This is a genomic window from Sphingobacterium bovisgrunnientis (assembly GCF_009829085.1).
In the GTDB taxonomy this organism is placed as follows: Bacteria; Bacteroidota; Bacteroidia; order Sphingobacteriales; family Sphingobacteriaceae; genus Sphingobacterium; species Sphingobacterium bovisgrunnientis.
Window position 1 is genome coordinate 161,402 of record NZ_WUQY01000002.1, and the last position, 20,777, is coordinate 182,178.

11 protein-coding genes and 3 tRNA genes are annotated in these 20,777 nt (G+C 36.7%); all 14 read right to left on the reverse strand.

The features are described from left to right. Positions 1–56 precede the first annotated feature (56 nt). A complete protein-coding gene (locus GOQ16_RS02005) occupies positions 57–953 on the reverse strand; it encodes a BT_3044 domain-containing protein (protein ID WP_160067399.1) in 897 nt (298 codons plus the stop codon). Between the two features lie 28 nt (positions 954–981). Then, on the reverse strand, positions 982–3,003 hold the full coding sequence (locus GOQ16_RS02010; protein ID WP_160067401.1) for a RagB/SusD family nutrient uptake outer membrane protein: 2,022 nt from the start codon (positions 3,001–3,003) through the stop codon (positions 982–984). Positions 3,004–3,027: 24 nt separating this feature from the next. Beyond that, positions 3,028–6,135 carry a SusC/RagA family TonB-linked outer membrane protein gene (locus GOQ16_RS02015; protein WP_160067403.1) on the reverse strand — a complete coding sequence of 1,036 codons (3,108 nt, stop codon included), beginning with the start codon at positions 6,133–6,135 and terminating at the stop codon, positions 3,028–3,030. 16 nt (positions 6,136–6,151) lie between these two features. Then, positions 6,152–7,501, reverse strand: coding sequence for an IPT/TIG domain-containing protein (locus GOQ16_RS02020; protein ID WP_160067405.1), 1,350 nt, complete (start codon positions 7,499–7,501; stop codon positions 6,152–6,154). Between the two features lie 196 nt (positions 7,502–7,697). Continuing rightward, positions 7,698–9,263, reverse strand: a complete 1,566-nt coding sequence (locus GOQ16_RS02025; protein ID WP_160067407.1) for a calcineurin-like phosphoesterase C-terminal domain-containing protein — start codon at positions 9,261–9,263, stop codon at positions 7,698–7,700. A 292-nt stretch (positions 9,264–9,555) separates the two neighbouring features. Next, complete coding sequence (locus GOQ16_RS02030; protein WP_149912773.1) at positions 9,556–11,325, reverse strand: RagB/SusD family nutrient uptake outer membrane protein; 1,770 nt, start codon at positions 11,323–11,325, stop codon at positions 9,556–9,558. Positions 11,326–11,336: 11 nt separating this feature from the next. Next, on the reverse strand, positions 11,337–14,603 hold the full coding sequence (locus GOQ16_RS02035) for a SusC/RagA family TonB-linked outer membrane protein (RefSeq protein ID WP_160067409.1): 3,267 nt from the start codon (positions 14,601–14,603) through the stop codon (positions 11,337–11,339). Positions 14,604–15,089: 486 nt separating this feature from the next. Further along, positions 15,090–15,164: transfer RNA gene (locus GOQ16_RS02040), tRNA-Val, on the reverse strand. 7 nt (positions 15,165–15,171) lie between these two features. Next, positions 15,172–15,249 (reverse strand) — tRNA-Val (locus tag GOQ16_RS02045). Positions 15,250–15,259: 10 nt separating this feature from the next. After that, positions 15,260–15,337, reverse strand: a tRNA-Val gene (locus GOQ16_RS02050). A 147-nt stretch (positions 15,338–15,484) separates the two neighbouring features. Then, on the reverse strand, positions 15,485–17,470 hold the full coding sequence (locus tag GOQ16_RS02055) for a putative porin (protein WP_160067411.1): 1,986 nt from the start codon (positions 17,468–17,470) through the stop codon (positions 15,485–15,487). A gap of 44 nt (positions 17,471–17,514) precedes the next feature. After that, complete coding sequence (locus tag GOQ16_RS02060; protein ID WP_160067413.1) at positions 17,515–18,330, reverse strand: purine-nucleoside phosphorylase; 816 nt, start codon at positions 18,328–18,330, stop codon at positions 17,515–17,517. Positions 18,331–18,398: 68 nt separating this feature from the next. Then, positions 18,399–19,907, reverse strand: coding sequence for a sodium:solute symporter (locus tag GOQ16_RS02065; protein WP_160067415.1), 1,509 nt, complete (start codon positions 19,905–19,907; stop codon positions 18,399–18,401). Between the two features lie 13 nt (positions 19,908–19,920). Beyond that, positions 19,921–20,736: an N-acetylmuramic acid 6-phosphate etherase gene (gene murQ, locus GOQ16_RS02070; protein WP_160067417.1), complete on the reverse strand. Its 816-nt coding sequence runs from the start codon at positions 20,734–20,736 to the stop codon at positions 19,921–19,923. Between the last annotated feature and the right edge of the window lie 41 nt (positions 20,737–20,777).

Sequence of the window (20,777 nt, forward strand, 5' to 3'; positions counted from 1 at the left end):
GACTGCTGTAACTAACAGCAGCCTAATGAAAAATGATATAGATTTTGGTTAGTGCATTACTTTCTTATTTCCATGCGCAATTCTTCCTGCATTTCACGAATCTCATTGTTGAGAATATAACGATAGGATAATAAGAAGACGTTAAACTTACGTCCGAAAGATTCTTCGACATGAAAAGTATTTGGGAAACGTGAATTTCCGTCAATTTGCTCTACTTCTATATTCTTGTAGGGTTTGATTTTTACTTTGTTTTCCGCATCAACCTCAAGGAGTATTGCTGAATTTGCAATATTTTCTTCATCACTTACAAATGACTCGGTACCTGCTATCACACGTACACTGTTTGAAGAAATTGGGAATAATTGTTTACTTGCAGCAGTTATTGCACCGTTCAATAATCCTGTCATACTATAAAACGAATTTGCAGACTGAGAAGCATATTGATTATATATTGACACTTTATACAAAATATTCTTCTTCGTTGGATTAAGTTCCAGCCCTTCTGCATCTGCAGCAACAAGGCTTATGAAGTAAGTTGAATCTGGTGATAAACCATCTGGGCGAAGTTTTATTAAAGTACGACCTGTACGTTCACCAGCTTTTATCACAAGTTTGTAATCGGGTATTTCATATTTATCACTTGGCAAAAGTCTAGCATATCGCGAAGAATCGGCGTCATATAATGACCAATTGTATCTGTTAAACGGCGTATTTTCTTCTATTAAGTTTAATGATAGATCTTTTGTTGGTGCATATGATCCGCCAACGGAGGCTGAAATATACCCTGTAACTTCCTCTCCATTCAAAGGAACTACTTCTTCAAAATTATTATGGTATGAACTACTTATCAATGCTACCACATTTTTATACATTTCTTGTTCAAAGACTTCTGTATCATTACAAGAAATCATGCAAAAAGGTAAACTAAGTAGCGCTATTATACTGCGTTTCATGATTATTATTTTATGTTATTACTTTAATCTAATAGCCTGGGTTCTGCACCACAGATGGCAATCTTCGTAGCTCGGCACGAGGAATAGGAAGCCAAACTAATTTTTTATTAACCTCACGTTTTAAAAATGAAGATGAACCTGGAATAACACGACGGTAATAGGTTTCTGGCGTAGCACCGTCAGGATTCATGCCACTCATAGGCTCACGTTCTGTATCTTCATATATTCCCCATCTACGTACATCATAGTAACGAAGATTTTCCCATAAGAATTCTACCATGCGCTCACGCTCAATTTGATCTTGCAACAAGTCTACATTATTCAATTGCGCAGCTGTCAATCCTGGAAGTCCAGCACGATAACGCACTAAATTAAATGATGCTTTGATCTCTTCTATATCTCTGCTTAAGGTATAACTTTGATTACCCAACTGCACCGTATGACTTCCAGTTAAATTATTTAGTGCCTCTGCATAAATCAACAATATCTCCGCATAGCGAATTATTGAATATGCCTTGTCAATTCTACGTGCCCCTGTTCCTGTCAACGCATCCATCGGATGATTATATTTTTTGATTACATAACCAGTGATTGGATAATTTGGAGAAGAAGCTGTTACACCACCACGACCATCAGCACCTTGGTAATAATAGTCTGCTGCATGATTTGTTTTTGACACGACACTTAGGTTCTGCCATACTGCACCATTGAATCCGACCGATGCATAAAATCGCATTTCTCTATTAGCATACATGTTATAAACTCCAGCATTCAGTGGGTAACCAGAAAATCTTTTTGCTTGGGAAGTGAAGCCATTTTCGGAATAATAACCATCAGCTGAAGCTTCTTCTTTTGTACGACCATCGTCCATTAAATAGGCATCCACAACCTTTTGAGTCACACAAAAACGTCCCCATCCACCAAGTGAGGGTGGAAATGCCCCTTGATTGATTGTAGTATTAATGTATGGCGCATTCTTAGCCCAAATAAACTCTGGGTTTACAGCAGCATATTCCTCCCCTGTAAAGATATCGGAATAAGATTTGAATGCATCTATACCACCAGCACCATTGGGATAGCTGCTGTAAAAGTTTGGATCAGAAGTTACTCCTTTTGGTAGTGGAGCGGTCAACTCGTCAGCATCTGCGGTATGCAATTTGTATTTACCCATTTCCATTACACGTTTTGCGGCAGCGGCTGCTAGCGCCCATCTTGATTCATCATAATTTTGTGAGACGTAGTGTACCCCATCTGAAGCACGTGTCCACGACCCAAAATAAGCAGCAGCCGCTTGTCCACCATTGTATAATGGACTAGCGTGCATTAAACGCAGCCTAGCTACCAATGCATAAGCAGCACCTTTTGTTGGTTTGCCGAAATCTAAAATGCCAACATCTGAAGGCATAAGTAATGCAGCTTTTTCAAATTCCCCACAAACATAATCCATTGCTTCATCAAACGTTGCGCGCTCTCTATCATAATATGGAAGATCTTCATTTGTATTTACAATCTCATCACCCAAAATAATAGGAGGTCCAAAGTCTAGTAACAGATAATAATAAGCATAAGCTCTTATAAAACGTGTGTATCCCTCAATTCTAGCACGATCACTATTTGTCAAGTCTTGTGGTTGATCAAGATTGCTTAATATAAAGTTTGCTTTGCGAATAATCTTATAGTACCTACCCCATTGATTTAAATTGGGTGTTCCTTCACCAAAGAAATCCGGCGTGATACGTCCTGTTGCAAAGTCCATCCCATGATAAATATTCCCCGAACCATTTGCGTTTGTTAAACCGTTGAATGCTTCATCAGAAGCCATAGGCCCTGGTGTATGTGCATTACGAACAGTACTAGACTCATCCAAAAACATGGCGGCAGCTCCCCACATATAGGCTTCCATGTTTCGCGTATTGCTAAAAACTGAATCTATTTGAAACTCATCGTCAAAGTAATTATCAATGTTTAAATAATCCTTACATGATGTCATAGATAAGGAAATTAGTAGAACCGATGCTCCAAAAACTCTTTTTAGAATTGACTTTTTCATTTATTTGAATTCTATCTTTCTTTCTTAAAAATTAACATAAACTTGCACCGAATACGTAGATGGTATTGGGTAACGACGACCATTAAACCTTGCTTGCTCTGGATCGAATATTTTCACCGTATCCCACGTATAAAGGTTATTTCCAACAAATTGTAAATCCAAAGATTTTATACCAGCCTTTCTTAGGAAATTAGGATTTACGTTATAACTAATTGTTACCTCTTGCAAGCGAATGTATTTGGCGTCTCCTTGCCAGAATGTAGATGTTTGATTATTGTTTGTGCTTCCGCCGTAAGCTAATCGTGGGAATTTCGCATTTGGATTTTCTGCTAAAGATGGATCAATACCATTTGCCATGGCATAATCCATAGGAATCCATCTGTTTGCAGGATCTGCAACAATGTCCAATACATTTCCAAGTGCTCCTTCGTAGAATGGACGGTAGCCTATTCCACCATAAAAGAATGGGCTACTTCCTGTACCTTTAAATAATACCCCCAGTGAAAGCTTTTTATAACGAAACTCTCCTCCAAATCCATACATAATTAACGGCAGTTCGTCACTATGTGTCAATGGCACTTTGTCCAAATTGTCAATCATACCATCACCATTAACATCTTTGTATTTGATGTCACCTGGCATCACCGCACCAAAAGTTTGTTGCGGACTGTATTTGATGTCATCTTGGTCTTTAAATAATCCAATTGCTTGTAAACCGCGGATGGAATTGTGTGGAAAGTTATTGTATTCTAAATATGGATGTTCAAGGTATGCTTGCTCCCAATTTTTAACCATAGTCTTTGAGTATGTGAAATTACCACGGACAGTGAAATCCAAATCCGAAGTAATTCTTCCTTTATAGGAAATGTTACCATCCGCACCCGAACTTTGCATACGACCTACATTTGCAAAAGGATTTGAAATAACCCCTACGTAATCTGGAACCTGTACACGTTGTTGGAAAATACCATTACGCATATCTTTGAAGATATCGAACACGAAATCAACTTTGTTATTGAATAATTTACCTTCAAAACCGATGTTTGTCTTGATAGCACGTTCCCAAGCTAAATTATCTGCGCCAATACGTGTTTCATTAACAGTTTCAATACCACCTATTCCCCAAACATCAGTACCCTCACCGATATTTGAATTACCTTGATTTACTTTTGTCAAATAAGGGAAACGAATACTCGAAATACGGTCATTACCTACCGAGCCATACGAAGCTCTAATCTTGAAATAATCCAACCATGGTGCTGATTCTTTTAGGAACTCATAGCTAGATGGCACCCATCCCAATGCTACAGAAGGAAAGAAACCATATTGTCTACCCGGTTGAAAGTTCTCCGAGCCTGTGTAACCAAAATTTGCATCTAATAAATACCTGTCTTTATAACCATAAGTGAAACGGCTGGACACGCCTTGATAACGTAATGGAATTGCATCTAAATTACTTTTAGCATCTTTAGTATCTTTGGCATCACTCATGTAATAATAAATCAATGCAGAAGTACGGTGATCCTCATTGAATACTTTATCGTAATTGATTACAGATTCGAGGAAGTACTTACGAAATTGTCTTATATCTTTATTGTACGAAGCTTTTTGTTCTGGCACTGTTAAGATTGTGATCAACGATCCATCAGCAGCTCTACCCAAAGCATTATACAATGCGGGCTGAACGTGACGTCTTTCGTTGAAATAGCTGTAAATATCATACGCTCCTTGCACTCTAAACTTCAAACCATCTAACACACCCGACAAATCTTGATTCAACGCTAAGGTTGTTTTACCTCTGTACTCTTCATCCAGAGCTTTACCTGTTCTATTGATCATCACATAAGGTGAAGATTGATCTCCTGTACCACGTCCTGGTAATAAACCATTAGAGAATTGAGTTGGAATAGTTAATGGCGTAAGGCGTGATTGCGCTCCCCATATATTATCCGTATTGGCTAGACCTGGCTGCGTTAACGCTGATAAAAATCCGTCAGAACCTAAGAAGACTTTTGTTGTTTTAGTAAGGTTCACATCCAAATTGATTCGGTAATTGTAAGAATTGAAACCCACGTTAGAACTGTATACAGAGTTTTTATCAACCTTATATGCTGCGGTTTGTGTTTTACCACCTAAGCTTAGGAAGTAACGTGCAACCTCCGATCCACCACGACCACTTACATAGTAACTGTTAGACCAGAAATTCTTATTTAATATTTCTTCTTGCCAATCAACATTGGGGTATAAATCTGGATCTAGCCCATCTCTGATAATACCCATTTCTACATCATTGTACAAAGGAGTGTTACCACGTATTACATTTGCTTCATTGGCCAATTTTGCATAATCATAGGCATCTAAATACTTTGGCAAGCGATTTAACGCAGATAAAGTCGTATTTGCACGTGCTGTTAATTGAATACGATCAACTAAACCACGCTTAGTAGTAACTAAAACAACTCCATTAGCACCTCGAACACCATATACTGCCGTAGCAGAAGCATCTTTCAAAATTGAGAAGCTCTCAATATCTGCGGGATCCAATGTATTTAAATTCCCTTCCAATCCATCAATCAATACTAATGCACTGTTGTTGGCTCCAAAAGTTCCAATACCTCTCACCCAGAAATCTGCATTGTTTTTACCCGGCTCGCCACTTGTCTGCATAGAAATCACACCTGCTGCTCGCCCCCCCAAAAGGTTTGTAATAGAAGGTGCAGGACTTTGTAAATCTTTGACATCAACCGTTGTTATTGCTCCGACATTACTAATTTTACGCTGTACATTACCGAGACCGACAACTACTACTTCATCAATCGCCGCATTATCTTCATCGAGTGTGATTACTAAATTTACAGTATCAGTAATTGCGACAAACTCTTGGGTCTTATAGCCTATAGAAGTGAAAACCACCTTATCTCCATAGATTGCTTTAATTTTAAAATTACCTGAGTTATCTGTAGAAAGACCCGAAGAAGGCTTGTCTTTTATATATATTGACACGTTTGGTAATATATTATTGTTGACATCTATTACTTTCCCTGCAATAGACACTTCTTTCCCTTGCTGCGCAGCCACTGGCGTAATAAATACACAGAACAACAACAAGGAGAATATTTTTATGATTTTCATTTTTAATGATTGATTATTATTCGATTACTAATTTTCGGATTCTGGCATTACTCCAATCTGCAATGTATATGTGCCCCGATTCATTCACAGCTACACCCCAAGGTTGATTAAAAAGTGATTCTGCAGGCCCTCCATCTTTAAATCCGGCTTTACCTGGCTGTCCTGCCACAGTCGTAACGATTCTGTCAGGTGATACCATACGTATCGCATGATTTCCATAATCCGCAACGAACATATTTCCATCATTATCAAACTTAATGTCCTTTGGAAGGTTAAAAAGTGCATCTTCAATTGGCCCATCTTTGAAAGCCGATCCTCCTGGCGCATTCAATCTTTTGAATCCACCTGTTCCATCCGGATCTCTTAGATCCAAGACCATAATTCCTTGCCTAAATTCGATTGGACTCGCGTTAGAATGCAACGTGATATATAGCTCCCAAGGTTTTGCTGGGTTGATAGCTTGGCCATATTGAGAACCATAAGGGCCTTGATGTACGATCTTCGCTTCTAAAGTTTGTGGATTTATACGAGCGACTTTGCCATCCCTAAAACGTGTATATAAATTCCCATCCCAAGGAGAGAATGTTATAAAGTTTTTATAGCGGTCAGCCACAACAATAGATGCATAATCACTAGTAGAATATTTAGCATTACGTTGACGTGGATACCAAGCTTCTTTAGGATCAAAAGTGAACATAACTTCTTGTACAGATTCATGCGCTGCGGTCACAACCCCAGTTGCCCGATCTACAGTGAGACCATTAGCAAACAAAACTCTTCCCGTTGCTGGTGATTGAATTAGTGGCGTTACAATATTTTCTGCTTCATTGATACGAGCAACGCCGAATGTTGCTTCGGTGCTACCTACAGTATTCCCATCTCGCCAAGACATGAAAATATTTCCTTCACGGTCTAATTCTAAATATTTACCATAAACTGTTGCTTCCGATAATGGACCTGGTGTAAATGATTTGATGCCATTACCAGTGACGGTACTCACCAAAGCTTGTGTATTGTAAACGAAAGAATTTTCATAGACAACAGAATCAGAACCTACAACAACAGAGATTGAAGGATTCTCTCCCGGTAAACGTGGTACAATTGCATAAATACGGTTTCCACTTGATGAAACGACAGTAGCTCGCGCCTTGTTGAAATAGACTTTTATTTTAGATGGGTCTTGACCAAAGTTTTCACCATCTAACAAAATTTTATCGCGTGCACCTCCTTCCGTAGGAAAGAATGAGGTCAGCTTAACTTCCTTATTTGGATCATACTCAACAGCTGTGAATTTGCGTTCATCTTCACAGCTCGAAAAACTAATTAAGGCACTGATGATACAGCCCTTCAATAGGTAGCGATTCATGGAATAATGGGTTAAATTAATTTGTTTTTTTCTATTGCAAGGATAGAAAGACTATGTTTAGTGAATATTAAGTAGTCGTTATTAAAACATTTTATTAATTGATTTAACCCGTCCAAAATCCCTTACAATATGGATTAACCACAAAAAGGATGGAATATAAATTCCATCCTAAACATTGAAACGTATTACTTATGAATTATTTAAGGATTTCTAATGAAGTCAACTGGTGATGGGTGTTTCCATACATATCTGTAGCTCTAACTTCAATTTGATGTTTGCCTACTTCTAAAGAATTTGGAAATTTAGCTTCCCACAAATGCGAAGAATTAACAGGAGTCGATGGTCTTCTACCTTGAATGTAGTTTTCTGCATTATCAAATTTTAAAACTTCATATTGATATGAAGGATCTACAGCTTCTATATAAGACATATCTTTCCAATCTTGATTTCCAATACGGAATTGAACTTTATCACCTTTCTTACCAAGGAAGAAGTTTGCAGTAATTTTATATCTTTTGATATGCTTCTTATCAATCACTTTAGGTGCAATGATTTTTATTTGATAATCTTTGCTTTCACCCGCTACCTTATAATTGAAAGAGTATTTGTTACCCTCCACATTCAATATTGCATACCCTCTTGGTGTACCATCGCGCATTGTAGAATTAGGAACTCCTTGCGCATTAAAGGATCCAGAATACCAATCACCCGATGTTGTCCCTACATTATACTCGTGATGTGGCATTTCTTGTCGCCATCCATCTTCCTTTCCATAGAAAATTTGTTGTTGATAGTGTGTGTGTGCAGACATCGAAACAGTATATTTATAGGATGCTAAAATATCAAAAAGGCGTTGTCTATCTTCATTACGAAATACATCAGAATTTGTATGCGCCAATGGGATATGAAAATTTAAAACAATCAACTTGTCTTTTGGTACAAATTTCAAATTGTTCTCAATAAAATCCAATTGATCTTTTCTAAAACCACCTAAATAACCTTTACCGGTACGTGGATTAGGGTAAATAATATTGTCAAGAACAATAAAATGGGCATTGCCATAATTGAAGGAATAATTCGCTGGCCCAAAATGATACTCAAACGTCTCATCAGACAAAGAATCTGATTTCACATCAAAGTTCATATCATGATTACCAATGACGTTATACCAAGGTTTACCAATTTTTTGAATTGCATCTTGATATGGTTTATGCAACACTAAATCATCACCTACTAAGTCACCCAAGCTAATACCAAATGCAATATCATTAGCAACTTCAATATCATCAATTATTCCTTTTTGGAAATAAGCAATTTCATCCAGATTGTATGCTTGTGGATCTCCGAATACTAATGCTTTGAAGCTATTGTTTTCTTCTTGTTTATATAACGGAAAGTCAATACGCTTTGGTAATTTTCCCGTAGGTGAGTAAGTCGTATATTTTAACTTTGGGGCACCCTGAGGCTTGTGGGCATGATAGAATTGCGGCAAATTCTTGTCATTTAGTGGAAAGCCAAAACCACTTGGTTTAACAACAAAGATCATGTTATCTTTCCCAACAGGAATTTCATATTCTCCGTTAGAATTCGTCTGTACCACATCATGTCCATTACTAACGGACACAGTCGAAATACCTAATTCTGTTCTATCTTTTTTACCATTTTGATTTGCATCATGGTATACGGTTCCCCTAGCAATTTCTTGTGCATTAGCAGCACCAATCGCTAAAATACATCCCCCTAATAATATTTTAAATTTCATAAATAGTTATACTTTCTGCAAAAGTATTTTTCAAAGACAAACTATTTATTATTGTAATATTAAGATTAGATTAAATATAAAATGACAAAATAACCTATGCTGCATAGCCTGCACTCCTTTAGACAATTATTTAGTGATCCAAATATGCTATAATATTAACAAGTTTTGCATTTATTAAAATAGCCTTATTTATTTATAAAAAATATAAAATACATGTTAGATATTACAAATTATCTATAAATATGAAAAGCACCAATTTCTTGATGCTTTTGCTTTAACTCTTTTTCAGAGACTAATTTATCGTTGGATCGAATGTTCCTCCCCAATCTTTATTTTGCTCCAATTTTGAATTTTTATCCAATACTGATTGTGATAGAGGGAAGAAATAGTATGTGTCAGGCAGAATATTTACCTGCGCTCCAGTACGGGGGACTTGCAATAGAATATATTTAAACTGATTCTCAACAAGTTGAAAATTACGCGCTAAATTAGCCGCCTGTTCCAAATTCATTTCCGAACCATCAGGATTTATAGCAATTGCTTCTACACCAAATTTGGTTTTATTGTGCAGTACATCAAGCTTACGCAATCTTCTTAAATCCCAGAAACGGTGTCCTTCAAAGGAGAATTCAATATTTCTTTCAGCTAGAATTGCGTCTCTTATACCTTCTTTAGTATTAGCAGAGATACCATAGTTGCCATCTGATCCAGCATCAATACCAGCACGCTGCCGAATTTTCTTCAGTAGATCTTTTGCTGTATTCAAATCTCCAGTTTCATTCGCAGTTTCAGCATAATTCAGCATGACTTCAGCCAAGCGCATCACTACGTAATCTACATCATATTGCGTTTCTACTTCAGTTTGTTTTAATGAAAGTTTAGAATTCTTTAAGATAAAAAAACCACTATAGCGATTTAAGTTTTCGGATGGTGTACGTGCGTTTGGATTAATTCCAAAATCGTCTAATGCCGCCGCAACACCTACGGAAGTGTATTGTCTTTTGCCCATCTTACCAGAAACTTCATAAATTTTACCATTCCAAACAATTGATTTTTCAAATCTTGGATCTCGGTCTTCCCAATATGATTGTAAAAATTGTGCATCAGTTTTGTAATATGCACTTGTAGGATCCGAATAAAGCTTACCATCTTTCATAGGAAAAGATTTTACGAATTCCCATGAAGGCACTGAGCTTGCTGTACCTCTACTTTCTGATCCCGGACGAACACCATAGTCGTAACTCGCAACTTTATTGGGATAAGTATTGATCACAGCAAAGATTACTTCAGGCCCTTTCTCTTGTAAAGCTATATTATAATAATCTGGTGTAAGACTATAGCCATTCGCTATAAGCCGTTCATAGGCTGTTTTGTTAGCTGCATTTGCTTCTGCCCAGTATTCATTTCCATATGGATTATTAGGATTATATTGTGGTGACGCCTTGTATAACAACACTTTAGCTTTGAATGCTACAGCAAAGTTTCCATCTACCTTGCCGTAATCAGTAGATCCTTTTTGAATAGTTGATGGAAGAAAGGATATAGCTTGATCTAAATCTTTAACAATCAATTCAAAACATTCTTTCGTACTATTTCTTGGTGTTTCTAAATCTTCACTATTTAGCTCTTGTGGTTCAGTGATGTAGGGAACACCACCGTGAAATTTGACCATATTAAAATACATATATGCTCGCATAAATAGGGCTTGGCCAAGCACACTGTTTTTGACTTCTGTAGACAAACCTGTACTTGCATTCACATTCTGAATTGCCGTGTTTATTCTTCTTATAGTTGTATAATCCCAAGCTTTATAAGAGGAATTATTTACCGTCACCGCATCTAGAGGAAAATTAATTCCTATCAATTGATCTGAATTGTTATCTGCTCCTGCAGACCAGTTTCCGAATAATGGATATAGATTTGCTAAATAAGCATTAACTAAATTAGGGTCATTCCATACTCTTTCTTCATCCAATGAACCTAAATTTGGAATATCAAGGACATCCTTACAGGAAGATGTCGCTAAGGCTAGGGCTAGTATAGGATATAATATCTTTTTCATAGTAATAATCATTAAAATTTAACATCTAAACCTAATGTAAATGTCTTCATCACTGGGTAGGAATCATACATCTTTTGTTCCGGATCATGAAACTCTGTCATAGGTGATAACACAAATAAATTAGTTCCATTGAAGAATACATTTACGCTCTTTATTTTCATAGCATTTGCAATAGATTGCGGTAGCCCGTATGAAACATTAAAATCACGCAAACGCATGTAAGCACCATTTCTGATCCAGAAAGTAGATGCTACACTACCAGATTCTTGCCAATTTGACCCTACTACGCGAGGATATTGAGCATTTGGATTTTCTGGAGTCCACACATCACCAGCCCATATTGGGTAATATGGACGGAATGAACCACCATGCTGACGCATACCTGCACCTTCTTGATTACTTATAATTCTATCGTAAGCCATTACACCTTGTAATAAAGCTGAAATAGATAAACCTTTCCAACTTGCATTTAACCCTAATCCATAATTAATTCGCGGAGTATTATTCTCTGATAACAACATCATATCATTATCATCGATTTTTCCGTCAGGACCACCTGAATAATTAGCACCTTTAACATCTTTATACAAAATCATTCCTAAGTAAGGATCACGACCATACGTTTTAAAGCCTTTGCCAATAAGATCATCCAATTGAGCCTGCGTTCTTACTATATCTACTGCTTCCAAACCAATAATTCTGTTCTCTGGTCGACCTATTCTTGATCTAAAATTCTGCTCTCTTCCTGATTCATATGAAGGTTCTTCATCATAAATATTCCATTGATCGACTGCATAACCCATGTTGGCTGTTATACCATAAGAAAATTCTCCTGCACGATCATTCCATCCCAACGTAAATTCACCACCTTTATAACTTCGAGCAGCATAATTTTCAGGCGCTAATGTGCGACCGTAATTATCTGGAACGATCAAATTTCTACCACCCAAAATATCTGTCTCATCTCTTTTGAAAACATCAATATTACCAGAAAGACGATTATTTGCCATTGCAAAGTCTAGACCTAGGTTATAACTTTTTGAAGTTGTCCATGTAAGATTTTGCGTAGGATTAGAACCATAAGTTACACCATTGTAGTAGCGGTCTCCAAAAATATATCCTCCTGAAGGCGCATAGTTTTCCTGATATAAGAATTGTGCAATCTTCACCGCGCCGACATTTAAATCATTACCCGTAGTACCGAACGATGCTCTTAGCTTCAAGTCATTAAATGAGCCTTTAGCACTTTCGAAAAAGCTTTCTTCTGAAATACGCCATGCTGCAGACATGGAAGGGAAAAAGCCCCAACGCTTGTCACCAGGAAATAACGGTGAACCATCATAGCGGAATGAGAATTCTGCAATATATTTATCTGAATAGTTATAATTGGCACGACCAATAACACCACGACGTGCATCTACAGATTCGCTTGCATTAGTAGATCTGAAATTACGATCTGTAGGATAAATATACATTTGATCTAAGCTTACTATTGGATTCTCTGCTCTTGAGTTAACGTATGTGCCGCCAAATTTATATTGCTCATAAACTAACATGGCATCAATTGAATGTTTGTTGAATGTGCGATTATAGTTTAAAAACCAGTTTAATTGGTATTGCCACTCTCGCTGTGGTGTATAATCTAAGAAAGGCTGGGCTTGACTAAATGTAAAAATATTGATTTTATCTTCAGTAGGGGGTGCAGGAATAAATCTATTGTCACTGGCATCCAAAGACGTAAATGTATAGTTCTTTTGGAATGTCATGAATCTCTTACGCATATAATCATCAGCCACATAACTTCCTACTACTTTCGTAGACAAACCTTCTACTAACTTATCAAGTTTATAATTTAAGGTCATTATCGGATTCACTTGACGTACTTTACGGTCTATGTAACGATTTCCAATCACTTGATCAATCACGTTCCAGGCCTGCCAGCTGCCCATAGGTGTTTGCACCGGATATTCAGTTGGCGTGCTACTTGGTGATCCATCAGCATTTAGATAAAATGGATACATTTTTGGCCAATTGAATGTCACACGATAAAAATCTGAAACATCAAAATCGTCATCTGCAGCAGATGTGCTAAACGGCCAATAAAAACGTTTTGAGTTAGTTTGATTTGCTGCAATATTTACATCAATACTGAAATCATCAGTCACACGTGCACTAACATTACTCCTCAAATTGAACTTTTCATGTTCTAATGATTTGTACGATCCATTCTCTTTTCTATAACTTAACAAATTGTAATAAGTTATTCTATCTCCACCACCGGTCAAAGAAATGGATTGTCTATGGCTAAAAGGATTACGCCAAATCATATCATTGACGCTATATACCTTATCTTTAAAATAATCAAATTCTTTTTGCGTGTTAGGTGCCACCCAAGGTGTTGATCGATCACCACGTTCCCATAAAAACTGAGATACACGATTTTGATATGTCAATTCATCAGCAGCCGTGGTAATATCCGCCAGCAATGTTTGTGTTGGTGCACCTAAAGTATAATTACTTTGTACATTAAAGACAGGCGCTTGAATCGTTCCTTTCTTAGTAGTTACGACCACTACACCATTACCAGCGCGTGTTCCATATACAGCAGCAGTTGCTGCATCTTTCAAAAAACTCATTTGATCAACTTCATTTGCTTCCAAAGCATCGAATGCAGCTTTATCTCTAACGATACCATCAATAACATATAGCGGCTCGGCAAAGCTACCACGAATACGTAAGCTGGAAGATGCTCCAGCCATACCAGAAGTATTGGTAACGTTGACACCTGGCGCACGTCCAGCCAAAGTATTAGACAAATTGGATGGGGAAATATTTTTTAGCTGATCTGCATTGACAGAAGATATCGCACCCGTTAGATTTCCCTTTCGTTGTCTTCCGTAACCTACAATAACAACTTCTTCCAAATTACCAACATCTTCTACCAATTGTATAATGTTTGCTGATGCGTTCCTAATCGTATATTGCTGCGTCTGAAAGCCTACACTTTTAAGTGTCAACACATCTCCTACTTTGGCTAGAATTTTAAATTCTCCACTAACTGATGTACTTGTGGATTTGCCATCTGAACTTGAGATAGTGACACTAGGAATAGGATTGCCCTGCGCATCTACAACTTTTCCAGAAATTTCGTTTTGAATAATAATACGCAAATTCGTCGCGGCAGATAGATGTAGGGGAGCGGCAAATATCCCACTACTGGTAAAAATTCCTAAAAATCCAATAGGAATTATTCCTTTGAATAGGTATTTTTTTTTCATAGTTTATATAAGTTAGTAGTAAATAATTCAAGCTACTAATAACCTATCACTATAGTTAACTATATTTTAAAAACAAGAAAAATTTACGAATTCAAAGAAGTGACAACTAAGTGCAATCGATAGTTTGTAAACTAAAAACAAAAAATATTTCAGCTTTAAAACACATCTTAAGGATATAGAAAACAAAAGTTCAAGCTATAAGATATGTTCTTTTATACACAAAGATAAATATGGTAAAACATACTCAAAATGAAAAGTGTGATGAGTTATCTATCTGCTAATCTGAATTACTGAGGGATAGTAAAATTATTAGAAGTTTACCTTACAGATAAAATATCCACGCTATCGGGTGTTCAAATCAGTATTATCGCACGCACACATAATACGTGTCCAATACAGAAGAATTTAGTTTATAAAAAGTGTATATTTAAAAATTAGGTTATAACAGCAAAAAGCATCAATCTCTTGATGCTTTCATTTGTAGAGTGGAGGCTACTGGATTCGAACCAGTGACCCTCTGCTTGTAAGGCAGATGCTCTGAACCAGCTGAGCTAAGCCTCCGTATGGATGGTGGAGAATACTGGATTCGAACCAGTGACCCTCTGCTTGTAAGGCAGATGCTCTGAACCAGCTGAGCTAATTCTCCTTAGAATGTTTGGTGGAGGCTACTGGATTCGAACCAGTGACCCTCTGCTTGTAAGGCAGATGCTCTGAACCAGCTGAGCTAAGCCTCCAAACATTTTTGTTTTTCTTTATCAGAACTCCACAACCTTATCCCGATTGCGTGTGCAAATATAGCCCTAATTTTTAAGTTTCAAAATGTTTTTTAAACTTTTTTACTATCAAATACTGTAAATTCCTAATAAAAAGACAGATAGTTTTTAGTCATAAAATTTCCAAGATGCACCAAATCTAAAGTTGGCTGGATTCATTGGATAACGACGTACAGAATAGTATCCCTTTGGATACAAATATTGATTCGTAAAATTGTTACTAATAAAAAGATTTACACGCTTAATATTCATAGTCGCCCAAAAATCAACTATTGGATAAGTTGAAAACTCTAAGCTGGTATTTGTATTATAAAACTGTCCAGTATTAATCGAATAAGATGGAGTGACAAAAGGTGTATTAAATCGAATATCAGTACCAATTCGAATATTCAACACATCAAACCATCTCGAATCAAAATAGAAGCTATGCCAAGTATATAATTCAGGTGTCGCTATCACATCCATTGCATCGGATTTTTGATAAACAACACGATTATCCAAATGGAATTTACCAAATTTAAAGTTCTGTTCTACAGTAGCTTTTAAAAAGTTCAATTTTCCATATTGCGCAGCTTCAATCACTTTATCCAATCTACCGTCTTCATTTGGATTATCTATTTCTTTAAAATAGGTATAATTATCAATCAAGAAATATTCCACTCTACCTTTAAATCCCAACTTAGGATTGGTATATGCAAATGATAAATTCTGAGTTTTAGTCTTATCCAAATCATTATTCCATTGGTGGTATGTATAATTCATACGATTAAATACCATCTCAGGAGATTTATTTTGTGAATATGCCCCCAATGAAATCTTACCCACATTCTCCCCAATCAAAATGTCTGCTTTTGCTTCATAAAGGTAATCGCCAAAATTATGTCCCAAGACAATCTGATTTACCCCAACATTAAAATTAATACGATCAGAGAATTTATAACTTGCATCACCTTTAACGGAGGAGTTCTGGTAAAAATTAGAAGAAAGACTGTCCGCCAACCATATCAAATCATTTTGAAATCCCAGATTCAATTTAGCTTCATTTTTCAAAACACTTTTTGGCCGTAAATAAAAAGCATAGGTGAATTCATTAGAAATGGTAGTTACTTTGGTTGTATCATGTACTTCCTTAAAATTGCCAAATGGAAAAGCACTAAACGTATCATCTTCATTTTTGTAAAACACAAATCGCTGTTGTCGAATATGTGTATTATGCGCAATGGCATTAGTTGGATGTATTTCCATTTCTGGCAACCCATTATTGACCGTATCCAATCGCCCTAAAAAATATGATTGACGCAAAAAGAAGCTGTTGTCATTCCATTTATTATATGGCCTAGTTTGTCTTTGACCATTCAAACGTGTTCGCGCTGAAAACCATGAGTTTAAGTTTTTATCCCGAAATAGAGTATCATTAACAACCGAACCATTCTCAGGTGCATCAAGCTTGTTAAAAGTCATATTTGCGAGCAAATTATACCTTTTACTTGGCGACTCATACCATGTATGGACCGCACCCTTTCGATCTGAATAATCTTGATTAAAAAAATACCCCTCCGTATTGGTGGCATGATAATCAACACCTATATTCCAATTTGGTCGAATATTTTGAGCTAATTTCACCTTAAATACTTGGTCTTGGAAAAAAAAACCTACAGCATATAATTCTGAATATCTAGCTCTTGCCCGATAGTACAATACAGAGTCAGAAGTTAATAAATAACGCTCTAATGCATGAAAACCAGGCTGAAAACCTATTTTTTTCGTTGGTTGAAATAATAAATCACGAGTTGCTAAACCATAAGATCCTAAATGGATACTTGGATTCCAAGGCAAATTTTGTTGATTATAATATTGGAAATTGTAATGTGTAGTGTCTATTTGCTGGGTTTGGGTCGCATTTTTCAACATCGCTAATGTGGCAAAACGAATATATTTCGCTGTAAAAACTACCGAATCCTTTTTGTTATCCTCTTTGGCTCTAGCTGAATCTAATGCCGAACTGAATTCATCATTCACTTGCGCTTGTAATGCCAATGTCAATGTGAAAAGGAAAATTAAACTTAATAAGCTGCGTACAAAATAACTACTCATCAACTACTCAATATATACTTGGCAAAAATAAAGAAATTTAGATGTTATTGTAGTGCAATTAACTCTTTTAACACCTGCGTCATTTTGGGTTCTATTTCAGCAGCAACTTTTACAATTTCTTGCAAAGAAACAGGCTTCAAATCTGCATGAAAACCTTCATCTGTAACTACGGAAATTGCGAAAACAGGTAAATGCATATGATTTGCAACAATCACTTCGGGAACTGTACTCATCCCAACTATATCACCACCTATAATCCGCATATAGCGGTATTCAGCTCTCGTCTCTAAATTAGGCCCTGGGGTAGAGACATACACTACACGGTGCGCTTTTACCCCTACTCGCTGCGCAATTTCAATAGCCTGCTGCTGCATAGTCTTATCGTATGGCGCACTCATATCCGGAAAACGATTCCCATATTGTTCGTCGTTTGGACCACGTAAAGGATTATCTGGCAACAGATTGATATGATCATCTATAATTCCAATATCGCCCTTTTTGATATCTGGATTTAGCGAACCCGAAGCATTGGAAACGAAAAGCTTTTGTATGCCAAGATCTTTCATTACCCGTACTGGGAATGTAATTTCCTGCATATTGTACCCTTCATAGAAATGCAGACGACCTTGCATAGCCACTACTTTTCGACCATTTAGGGTACCGAATATTAACTTGCCGGAATGAAATTCAACAGTGGAAATAGGGAAATTAGGAATGTTTGAGTACATTAATTGATAGTGTACTTCGATTTCATTGACAAGCTTTCCTAAGCTTGTACCTAATATAATACCAAATTCGGGAGTGAAATCGCCAATGCGTTGACGAATAAAGGAAACCGTGTCGTCTATTAAATGATACATGTGTACAAAAAACTAATACTCAAACTTAGTGTTAATTTTTTGCACACACAAATCACTTATAGGCTTTATTATTTAGCCGACAATTGCTTATCTGAAGCTCTTCCTGGAGAAGTAAACCACAATAATATGAACGTAATTAATCCGTTGTAAACGATCAATTCGAAACCAATTTTGTATGTAGTATGTGGCAATACATATAAGGTCATTAACCAAATAAGAATCGGTGCCAACACGCAGATATATGGTACAAGATGGTCATTCACTTGACGTTTTGTCAAAATACCGAAGGCAAATAAACCCAATAATGGCCCATAGGTGTAACCCGCAATTTTGAAAATTGCTGATACTACCGAGTCATCATTGATCACATGGAATAACAAAATCACAAGCAACATCACAATAGAGAATGCCATGTGTACAATGTTTCTTTGCTTCACCAATTTAGGATCATTTGGATTTTCCTTTTTATTGAAACCTAAGAAATCCACGCAGTATGATGTCGTCAGTGCAGTCAAAGCAGAATCCGTTGTCGCAAAAGTTGCAGCCGTCAATCCCATCATAAATACGATTCCTGGCAACAATCCTAAATGTTTCAACGCAATCTCTGGGTACAAATAATCCGACTTACCCAAATCTTTCACATTGATACCATTTGCTTCAGCGTAGAAATACAACAAAGCTCCAACACACAAGAAGAACACATTGATAACCACAAAAATGGATGTGAAAGTCATCATATTCTTTTGCGCTTCACCAATTGTTTTCATACTTAAGTTCTTTTGCATCAAATCTTGGTCAAGACCAGTCATTGCAATTGTAACAAAAGCACCACCAATAATATGTTTCCAAAAGTGTCTTGTATCACCTAAAAGATTTTCCCAAACAAAGACTTTAGAATAAGAACTATCTTTTACTTTTTCAAATGCTTCTACTACTGTAATACCAAGACCATCTGCCATAAAATAGATTGACAAAATTACAGCAAGCACTAAGAATGTAGTCTGAAGTGTATCTGTGATAATAATAGTTTTTAACCCCCCTTTGTTGGTATATAGCCAAATTAACAACAAACAGCCCGCTACCGTTACGATAAAAGGAATATTCCAAGCATCAAAAATATAACGTTGCAATACGATTGCTACCAAATAAAGGCGAAATGCAGATCCGATAGTACGTGATACTAAAAAGATCATTGCACCAGACTTGTAACTTTTATACCCTAATCTTTCTTCCAAATAGGTATAGATGGAAGTTAGATTCATACGGTAATATAAAGGCAAAAGTACATAAGCAATAATGATAAAGCCTATTGCATTTCCCAAAACGAATTGGAAATAACTAAAATTATTCGCTGCTAGACCAGCTGGTGCATTACCAATATCTCCTGGAACAGAAATAAATGTAACACCTGATAGTGCAGTACCAATCATTCCAAAAGCAACCAAATACCATTTGGAATTACGGTTAGCTACGAAAAAGGTTGAATTATCTGAAGAATCTTTTGATGTAAAATGCGCTACTGCGAGAAGAATCCCAAAATAAACTACTAAAAACGATAATAATATTATAGGTGACATTGTTTAGTTGATTTTAGTATTGTTTTTGATTAAATGCTTCGATCGCTTGACGCACATTTCCGAATTTTTCCAACAATTCTGTTGCTAAAGTTTCTTCTGCACCTGTTTCAGCCATCACCATGCGTACACCACGTCCTACTAATTTATGATTTGACAATTGCATGTCTACCATTTTGTTCCCTTTCACACGTCCCAATTGGATCATCACCGACGTACTGATCATATTCAACACTAATTTTTGTGCTGTACCTGATTTCATACGTGTAGAACCTGTTACAAATTCAGGACCCACAATTACTTCTACAGGATATTTTGCGATAGCCGCAATCGGCGAACCACCATTACATACCACACAACCTGTAGCTATGCCACGTTTATTTGCCTCTTGCAAACCACCAATCACATATGGTGTAGTACCAGAAGCAGCAATACCTATAATAATATCATTTTCTGTGATGACATATTCATCTAAATCTTTCCAAGCTTGCTCCATATCATCCTCTGCAAACTCTACTGCTTTGCGGATAGCTGTGTCACCACCTGCTATAAGACCGATTACCCAATCAAATGGCACACCATATGTCGGTGGACATTCCGACGCATCTAAAATACCCAAACGACCGCTCGTACCTGCACCTATATAAAAGATTCGACCACCCTTTTTCATTCCCGCAACAGCTACCTCAACTAAAGCCTCAATCTGTGGGATTGAACGCTCTACAGCCATAGGAACTGTTTTATCTTCTTTATTTATATTTGTAAGTAACTCAAGGACAGACATTTTGTCCAGATCCTGGTAATTCGAATCCTTCTCTGTTGTATTAACCATCTAAATCGAAATCTTAATTTTATTTTAATATCGTAAATATG

What these genes read in the sequence shown, in the direction of transcription:
- GOQ16_RS02005 (WP_160067399.1), bottom strand. Translation starts at nt 953, where the DNA reads ATGAAACGCAGTATAATAGCGCTACTTAGTTTACCTTTTTGCATGATT.
- GOQ16_RS02010 (WP_160067401.1), bottom strand. Translation starts at nt 3,003, where the DNA reads ATGAAAAAGTCAATTCTAAAAAGAGTTTTTGGAGCATCGGTTCTACTA.
- GOQ16_RS02015 (WP_160067403.1), bottom strand. Translation starts at nt 6,135, where the DNA reads ATGAAAATCATAAAAATATTCTCCTTGTTGTTGTTCTGTGTATTTATT.
- GOQ16_RS02020 (WP_160067405.1), bottom strand. Translation starts at nt 7,501, where the DNA reads ATGAATCGCTACCTATTGAAGGGCTGTATCATCAGTGCCTTAATTAGT.
- GOQ16_RS02025 (WP_160067407.1), bottom strand. Translation starts at nt 9,263, where the DNA reads ATGAAATTTAAAATATTATTAGGGGGATGTATTTTAGCGATTGGTGCT.
- GOQ16_RS02030 (WP_149912773.1), bottom strand. Translation starts at nt 11,325, where the DNA reads ATGAAAAAGATATTATATCCTATACTAGCCCTAGCCTTAGCGACATCT.
- GOQ16_RS02035 (WP_160067409.1), bottom strand. Translation starts at nt 14,603, where the DNA reads ATGAAAAAAAAATACCTATTCAAAGGAATAATTCCTATTGGATTTTTA.
- GOQ16_RS02055 (WP_160067411.1), bottom strand. Translation starts at nt 17,470, where the DNA reads ATGAGTAGTTATTTTGTACGCAGCTTATTAAGTTTAATTTTCCTTTTC.
- GOQ16_RS02060 (WP_160067413.1), bottom strand. Translation starts at nt 18,330, where the DNA reads ATGTATCATTTAATAGACGACACGGTTTCCTTTATTCGTCAACGCATT.
- GOQ16_RS02065 (WP_160067415.1), bottom strand. Translation starts at nt 19,907, where the DNA reads ATGTCACCTATAATATTATTATCGTTTTTAGTAGTTTATTTTGGGATT.
- murQ (WP_160067417.1), bottom strand. Translation starts at nt 20,736, where the DNA reads ATGGTTAATACAACAGAGAAGGATTCGAATTACCAGGATCTGGACAAA.